The following is a 7,062-nucleotide window of genomic DNA, read 5'->3' as shown; positions in this document are numbered from 1 at the left end:
CTGACGATTACACGCTGACAGATGGCATTAATAGCAAGACGATAAGGATCGCGGATAATGATGCTGAGAAACCAACATTGCTCGCATCAGCCAAAAATCTCTTAACGATCGATGGTGGCTCGGTAAATACACTGCTCAAATTCACCAAATTACCGCAGTCAAATAGCGATCTGGGTGAGATCTGCGCTTTTGTCGTCGATGATGATTTTGGGAGCATTAATGGAATTAAACCGGGTGAAAATGGTTATGTAGCCGCCGCAGTCGCTCGCGCTCAATCAGTCTTTTCTAGTTTGGGGAATAGTGCTTTCGATCGCCAACACGATAATAACTCCCAACGTTATTTAAATATGACTCAGGGCGATCGGATCGAATTTCTGGCAATTGCTAACGAAACACTCGATCGCGTTAAAGCCGATCTCGGTGCTGGCAAACCCACTGCCAACATTGTCTTCTCGCTGCCCGAAGCTAATCCAGCTAATGTCAGTCCGGTGAAATTTACCACCAACCTCACCAATAATACTTACGACATCGCCTTCAAAGATCTCACCTTACGAGTAGAAGCCGTCGATAAATATCCATTACAGGGTGGTACTGGTTTACAAGGTAGTTTAGAAGACAAGTTAAAAGGTAATTCACACGGACAAGTTATCGATTTACGTGCTTATGCCAATCGTCAAGCGATCGTCGATACCAAGACGATCGGTGATGCTAACTATAATAACTATATTGCTTTCTACCAAGTAGAAGACGAAAGCGGCACTCTCGCCAGCGGACTCAAACCGGGCGATGTGGGCTATGCTCGCGAAGCGATTCAAAATGCCATCCTCGGTACTCGCTTTAAGAGTCAAGCCGATACCGATTTGACGATCGCTGGTGGTAAAATCTTAGCTCCTGTAGTCGTTGCCAATGGTACCTTTGACAAGTTCTTGAGTCAAAATCCGAATAACAACTCTAATAGTAATATTCACGCCTACTTTAACTATCTGGGTGCAAATACCGATGGGGTAGATCACTTCCGCTTGCTCGGTGATAATAAGTTTGGCGTGGAAGATATGTTTGGTGGTGGCGATCGCGACTATAACGATCTGATTTTCCAAATGACTGTTAAAAATTAGCGCTAACTTTTTAACCTGAGCTTCACTAACTAAAAAATCCCCCAACTTTGAGGGATTTTTTAGTGTTAATAGCGCTTCAATTCGCTAGCTAAACTACCAAATTCTATTCATATTCAGTACGAAACCTGGCATGATATCACTACAATCGATTGATTCAGGTAATTCTAGGATCTCAGGCTCTTGTCCCGATCTATAGATTTCTACTTTTCGATTCTGCGGATCTATTAGCAAACCCAACCGCACTCCCAACTGTTGATATGCTCGCATCTTGGTTTGTGTCTCAGTCAAGCTATCATCGGTAGCAGAGCGCAGTTCAATGACAAAATCGGGGACTACTGTAATGAATCCTTTAATGTCTACTCCTTCTAAACGCGATTTCTCAATCCAAGAAACATCGGGAGATCGTTTGCCACCATCGAGTGCGGTAAAGTCATAGCCTGTAGAGGAATCAAATACTCGACCTAAATCGGTTTGTCGATTCCAAATGTTAACGTCAGTGACTAAATCTGCATTTCTCTGTCCACTTTCGCCGCCTGTTGGAGCCATAACAATCAATTGTCGATCGGGTGTGAGTTCGAGACGTAAATCGGGATTATCGATACACAACCTGTCGAATTGCTCTGGTGTAACGGTCAAAGTTGTATTGCTGACATCGAGTAGCAATGGCTGAGCATCGACCGATGAACCAGGTGCGGTGGCAATTGTCATAAAACCTCGAAGCTATCGCGAGAGAAAGGTTATTCAGTTGATATTGTATCACTGGTAAGATTTTGGCAGCGATCGCCAACTGGACGATCGTGACGAACCTAGCTCAAGAACTTACTCGCTCTGAGGATCTTCCCTCTATCTATCGATTCTCTCGGCACAGAAATTCGCTAAACTGGATAGAAATTTGGCTGTTAGCTACCTGGCTGACAGCACGGCATTACTTGGTGTTTCCATCGCTTCCACCTATCAATATAATCAGCAATGAAATTAGTTTCCGATCCGACGATCGCCATGAAGATTGCGAACATGCAGGAACGAATGCGGTGGCATCATCCATTGTTTCAGAAATTAGGGATCGATCGGACGCGACTGGCACTAGATGACGGCAACGATCCAGCGCAGGGGTTTACATTTGGCGTGCTGGGAGACAGCGGTAGTAGCTCTTATCGGCACGATAGTCCGCAGCGCCACGTTTCCGAACTAATGCAGCGATCGGCACCTTCAGCGCGATTTATCCTGCATACTGGTGATGTCGTCTATTTGGTCGGCTCTAGCGAACAGTATCTCGATAATTTTATCCGCCCCTATCGCGAATTACTAAAGGGTGGCGATCGACATCCAGAGCGAATTGGTTATGACTCGATGGTCTTCAATCGCCCGTTTTTGCCCGTACTGGGCAATCATGACTACTACGATTTACCGATCGTCTATGGCGTGCTGTCGCAGTTATTACGCCCACTGCGGCAAGCTTTTCGGTATGCGATCGATCTAGACGTGGGTTGGCATGGTTCTTATCAGGGTGATGCTTATGCCAGAGCTTTTTTAGATTATCTTCAGGACATTCCCGAATCCGAACTCCAGCGGCATCTAGAGCGGCATTACACAGCGCAGACGCCGACAGGCAAAGCGTTGAATTATCAACCCGGACAGTTTACCCGACTTCCCAACCGTTACTATCAGTTTCGCTATGGCGGCATCGACTTTTTTGCTTTAGATTCTAATACCTTTAACGCCCCATTACCGATCGATAATAATGAGGGTGGAGATCGGCACCGTCAGACATTGCGAGATGAGTTAGAGCAATGTTATTTAGAGCGGGACGAGCATCTGCAACTCATCCAAAACCTAGATGCCGCGACCCCGCAGGACGATCGCGACTCCCTGGAAGAGTTGCTGGGCAAGGTCGAACAAATCGAAGAATTAATTCGCGATTTAGAAAAACAATTAGACCCAAATATCGTCTACGAAAAGGTCGATTACGAACAATTGGAGTGGTTGGAGCGCGGACTGATCGCATCTTGGCAAGACAAAACAGCGCGCGGACGGATGATTTATTTTCATCATCCCCCCTATGTCACCGAAGCAACCAAATGGCACCAGGGTCAGACATTAGCAGTGCGGCATTATTTACGGACGATCTTCGATCGCGTCGAACTAGAAGTTAAAGATCTGATGGATAACCGTCCCTTGGTAGATCTCGTCCTATCTGGACACGCACATTGCTTTGAATATCTAGAAACTCTAGACACCGGACATGCCGATCGAGGGATAAAGTGGGTTATCTGCGGGGGGAGCGGTTTTAGTCTGCGTCGTCAACGAGCGGAGGGAAACATCATTCAAGAACGGCTCGATGGCAAGTTGCAAGATGTCGCCGTATCGCATCAGTTTATCGGTAAAACCGGACGCGGCTCGCATAAAAGGCACGCTTACTCCTGTTTGCAAGTTGATGTTCTCCCCGGACGAGATTTGAAATTTAGGCTCAAGCCTCAAGTTGCCGAATATCATCAGCATGAGTGGCAGTATTATACGGGGGATAGGGGATAGGGGATAGTGGATAGTGAGTGGATAGTGAATAGTGAATAGTGGATAGTGAATAGTGAATAGTGAATAGTGAATAGTGGATATAGCGCTCTTAAATGAGAAACTTAACCCTCTTTTTCTTCCCTCTGCGCTCTCTGCGCCTCTGCGGTTAAAATTATTAGTATTTAATTACTGACAAATGAAGAAATGATTTTAGAGTCGATCGAGTAGCCACTCGATTGCACTTGCGACATCGGCGACGCGTTCGCCTTCGGGTGCGGGCGGACGTTGCACCATGACGACAGGTAAACCCAACTCCCGCGCGGCGATAATCTTGGCATAAGTCGCGTCACCGCCGCTATTTTTGCTGACGATCGCTTGAATCCGGTACTCTGTTAGGATTTCCCGTTCTCGATCGAGACTAAATGGCCCGCGATCGAGTAATAATTTACCTGGGGGTAGGGGGATACTCGGATCGGGAGGATCGATCGATCGCATCAAGCACCAGCGTGTCAATCCGGCAAACGGGGCGAGTTGTTGTCTGCCGATCGTCACAAAGATCCGCTCAGCCCACGCCGGAATCGCCGTCACCGCCGCCTCGACACTTGCCACCTCAATCCAGTCATCTCCCAGCGAACGCGTCCAGGCGGGGCGCACGAGCATCAATCTAGGAATCCCCACTTGAGTCGCTGCACTAGCTACATGCCAAGACATGCGGGAGGCAAATGGGTGAGTAGCGTCAATGATGAGATCGATTTTCTCAGTCTGCAAATACTCAACTAAACCAGCCTCGCCACCAAAGCCACCAATCCGCACGTTACCTGCGATCGCCTTTGGCTCGCGAGTGCGCCCTGCGAGGGTCATAATTACTGCCAATCCGGGCAGATCGCTAGCCAGCGCGGCTAGTTGCATCGCCTCCCCAGTCCCACCCACGATCGCAAGTCGCTTCATTCTGCCTAGCAAGTTCGAGATACTTCCATAATAATAAGTAAGTCAGCGTTTACAAATCAATCAAATCCTATGACATCCACAGTTTATGACTTTTCGGCTACCAGTATCGAAGGTCAACCCGTCGAGATGAGTAGTTATCGCGACAAAGTTTTGCTCGTCGTCAATACCGCTAGCCAATGTGGTTTCACGTCTCAATATCAGGGTTTGCAAGAGTTGTACACTAAATACGCCAGCAAAGGATTTGCGGTACTGGGTTTTCCTTGCAATCAATTCGGACAACAGGAACCAGGAACCGCGACGGATATTCAATCTTTTTGCGAAACCAGATTTGGGGTCTCTTTTCCGCTATTCCAGAAAATCGATGTCAATGGTGCCAACGCTCACCCCTTATTTAAGTATTTGGAGAAAGCCGCACCAGGAATTTTGGGAACGGAATCGATTAAGTGGAATTTCACCAAGTTTTTGGTCGATGGTAGCGGTAATGTCGTCAAACGCTATGGCTCGAATGCCGAACCCAAAGATATCGCTAAAGATATCGAAGCACTGTTAAATTAATTAATAATTAATAATTAATAATTGGGTTGTTAGGGTGGGGTTTACACTTCTAAAAAGGGATATATTGTAGGGTGGGCACTGCCCACCACAAGGATTGCAGGTGGTTTTTAATCGATTTAACTAGCGATCGATATCGATAGTTTGTCTCACGATCGGTTGATATTGCTATTTTAGAGAAAGCTGAATCCGATCGATCTATGTCACTGAAAAATACTGCCAAAGAAACACTAGAAATCCTCACAACCGGAACGTATACCAACAAATCGGGAACGGTAGTTGAATTTTTGGCAGCTCAACAGATGGCTGTCAAAAAAACAGTCTTATATTCACCGCAACACTCAGCAGCACTATTAGCCGCACCAGCCGCTAGTACAGCCGAGCGACCCACGATCGAAGTCACCGCCGAAACAACTCAAGTCGCCGCTCACAGACTCGTCCAAACTGAAAAATGTCGCGAACGGTTTCGATCGTGACTTTTGTCGTCAGTGATATCGCTCAAAATATAACTGGCGACTGGATTGCGATCGAGTACCTCTAACGATTACGCTTCGATGATGACACCCGAACAGATGTTTGGGTAGCGAGCGATTTTAGCTGCTGGGATGAGCGCAAAATTGCTCTCAAAGTTAGGGGACTCGATCCGCCAGAGCATCGCTCTAACTAGCAAGTTATCCCGATCGCATCTATAAAATTGTAGATAAAGTTTTAGATGTGTATGGTTTGCGGTACGATCTAACTTTAGCACTGGTATATAAAACTAGAAATTTAAAACAAGAGGGCAAGAGGCTGTGATTAGAGTAGCGATCAATGGGTTTGGGCGGATCGGACGGAATTTCATGCGGTGTTGGCTAGGCAGAAAAAATAGCAACATCGAAGTTGTGGGTATCAATGATACTTCCGATCCTCGTACTAATGCACACTTGCTCCGATACGACACCATGTTAGGCACCTTCGATGCCGACATCAGTGCTGATGACAACACGATTACGGTCAACGGTAAGGTAATTAAGTGCGTATCCGATCGCAATCCTGACAACTTACCTTGGAAAGACTGGGAAATCGACCTCGTAATCGAATCTACAGGTGTGTTCATCAGTCATGCGGGTGCTTCCCGACATATCAATGCTGGTGCCAAAAAAGTGCTGATTACCGCACCGGGTAAAGATGAAGATGGCACATTTGTGATGGGCGTCAATGACAAAGACTACGATCACAACAAACACTTCATCATTAGTAACGCTAGCTGTACCACCAACTGTCTAGCGCCCTTTGCCAAAGTCCTCAATGACAACTTCGGCATCATCAAAGGGACGATGACCACCACCCACAGCTATACTGGCGACCAACGCTTGCTGGATGCTTCCCACCGCGACTTACGTCGGGCACGAGCTGCGGCGATGAATATCGTACCGACATCCACTGGTGCGGCTAAAGCAGTAGCTCTAGTATTGCCAGAACTCAAAGGTAAACTCAATGGGATTGCCTTGCGGGTACCGACGCCAAACGTTTCGGTAGTCGATCTAGTCGTCAACGTGGAGAAGAAAACCTTCACCGAAGAAGTCAATGCTACCCTCAAAGCGGCTGCTGAAGGGTCGATGAAAGGTATTTTGGACTATTGCGAGTTGCCACTAGTTTCGAGCGATTTCAAGGGTACTGATGCCTCTTGTACGATCGATTCTAGTCTGACGATGGTCATGGGCGATGATATGGTCAAAGTGATCGCTTGGTATGACAACGAGTGGGGCTACAGTCAGCGGGTAGTCGATCTCGCCGAAATCGTTGGTGAGAAATGGGTTAAATAGTGGATGGTGATTAGTGGATAGTGGATAGTTTATCGATTAATTATTACTGACCTAACGAAAAGAAGCCTCATCACTTTGTGATGGGGCTTCTTTGTCAATTAACAAATGAATTGCTGTTAAATCAAATAACC

At 46.8% G+C, this 7,062-nt stretch carries 7 protein-coding genes; 5 read left to right on the top strand and 2 right to left on the bottom strand.

The genetic code is table 11. The features are described from left to right. Positions 1-1,115: DUF4114 domain-containing protein (locus tag RMO35_RS23865; RefSeq protein ID WP_309745021.1), on the top strand; the 1,115-nt coding region annotated here is incomplete at its 5' end. 93 nt (positions 1,116-1,208) lie between these two features. Here the strand turns inward: RMO35_RS23865 and RMO35_RS23860 are convergent. Then, positions 1,209-1,823, bottom strand: a complete 615-nt coding sequence (locus tag RMO35_RS23860; protein ID WP_309745019.1) for a Uma2 family endonuclease — start codon at positions 1,821-1,823, stop codon at positions 1,209-1,211. Positions 1,824-2,084: 261 nt separating this feature from the next. Here RMO35_RS23860 and RMO35_RS23855 point away from each other — a divergent pair, with 261 nt between their 5' ends. Continuing rightward, a complete protein-coding gene (locus RMO35_RS23855) occupies positions 2,085-3,647 on the top strand; it encodes a metallophosphoesterase (protein ID WP_309745017.1) in 1,563 nt (520 codons plus the stop codon). Between the two features lie 189 nt (positions 3,648-3,836). Here RMO35_RS23855 and RMO35_RS23850 read toward each other — a convergent pair whose 3' ends face one another. Then, positions 3,837-4,574 carry a cobalt-precorrin-6A reductase gene (locus RMO35_RS23850; RefSeq protein WP_309745015.1) on the bottom strand — a complete coding sequence of 246 codons (738 nt, stop codon included), beginning with the start codon at positions 4,572-4,574 and terminating at the stop codon, positions 3,837-3,839. A gap of 69 nt (positions 4,575-4,643) precedes the next feature. Here RMO35_RS23850 and RMO35_RS23845 point away from each other — a divergent pair, with 69 nt between their 5' ends. The 3 genes from RMO35_RS23845 to RMO35_RS23835 all read left to right on the top strand — a co-directional run bounded on the left by RMO35_RS23845 (position 4,644) and on the right by RMO35_RS23835 (position 6,931). Beyond that, positions 4,644-5,129: a glutathione peroxidase gene (locus tag RMO35_RS23845; RefSeq protein WP_309745013.1), complete on the top strand. Its 486-nt coding sequence runs from the start codon at positions 4,644-4,646 to the stop codon at positions 5,127-5,129. A 197-nt stretch (positions 5,130-5,326) separates the two neighbouring features. Then, positions 5,327-5,602, top strand: coding sequence for a poly(ADP-ribose) glycohydrolase domain-containing protein (locus RMO35_RS23840; RefSeq protein ID WP_309745011.1), 276 nt, complete (start codon positions 5,327-5,329; stop codon positions 5,600-5,602). A 315-nt stretch (positions 5,603-5,917) separates the two neighbouring features. Next, complete coding sequence (locus RMO35_RS23835; protein ID WP_309745009.1) at positions 5,918-6,931, top strand: type I glyceraldehyde-3-phosphate dehydrogenase; 1,014 nt, start codon at positions 5,918-5,920, stop codon at positions 6,929-6,931. The last annotated feature ends 131 nt before the right edge of the window (positions 6,932-7,062 follow it).

This window comes from Chamaesiphon sp. OTE_20_metabat_361 (assembly GCF_031364565.1).
Note: the sequence above shows the minus strand (reverse complement) of the source record. Positions and strands in the feature narration are given on the sequence as shown.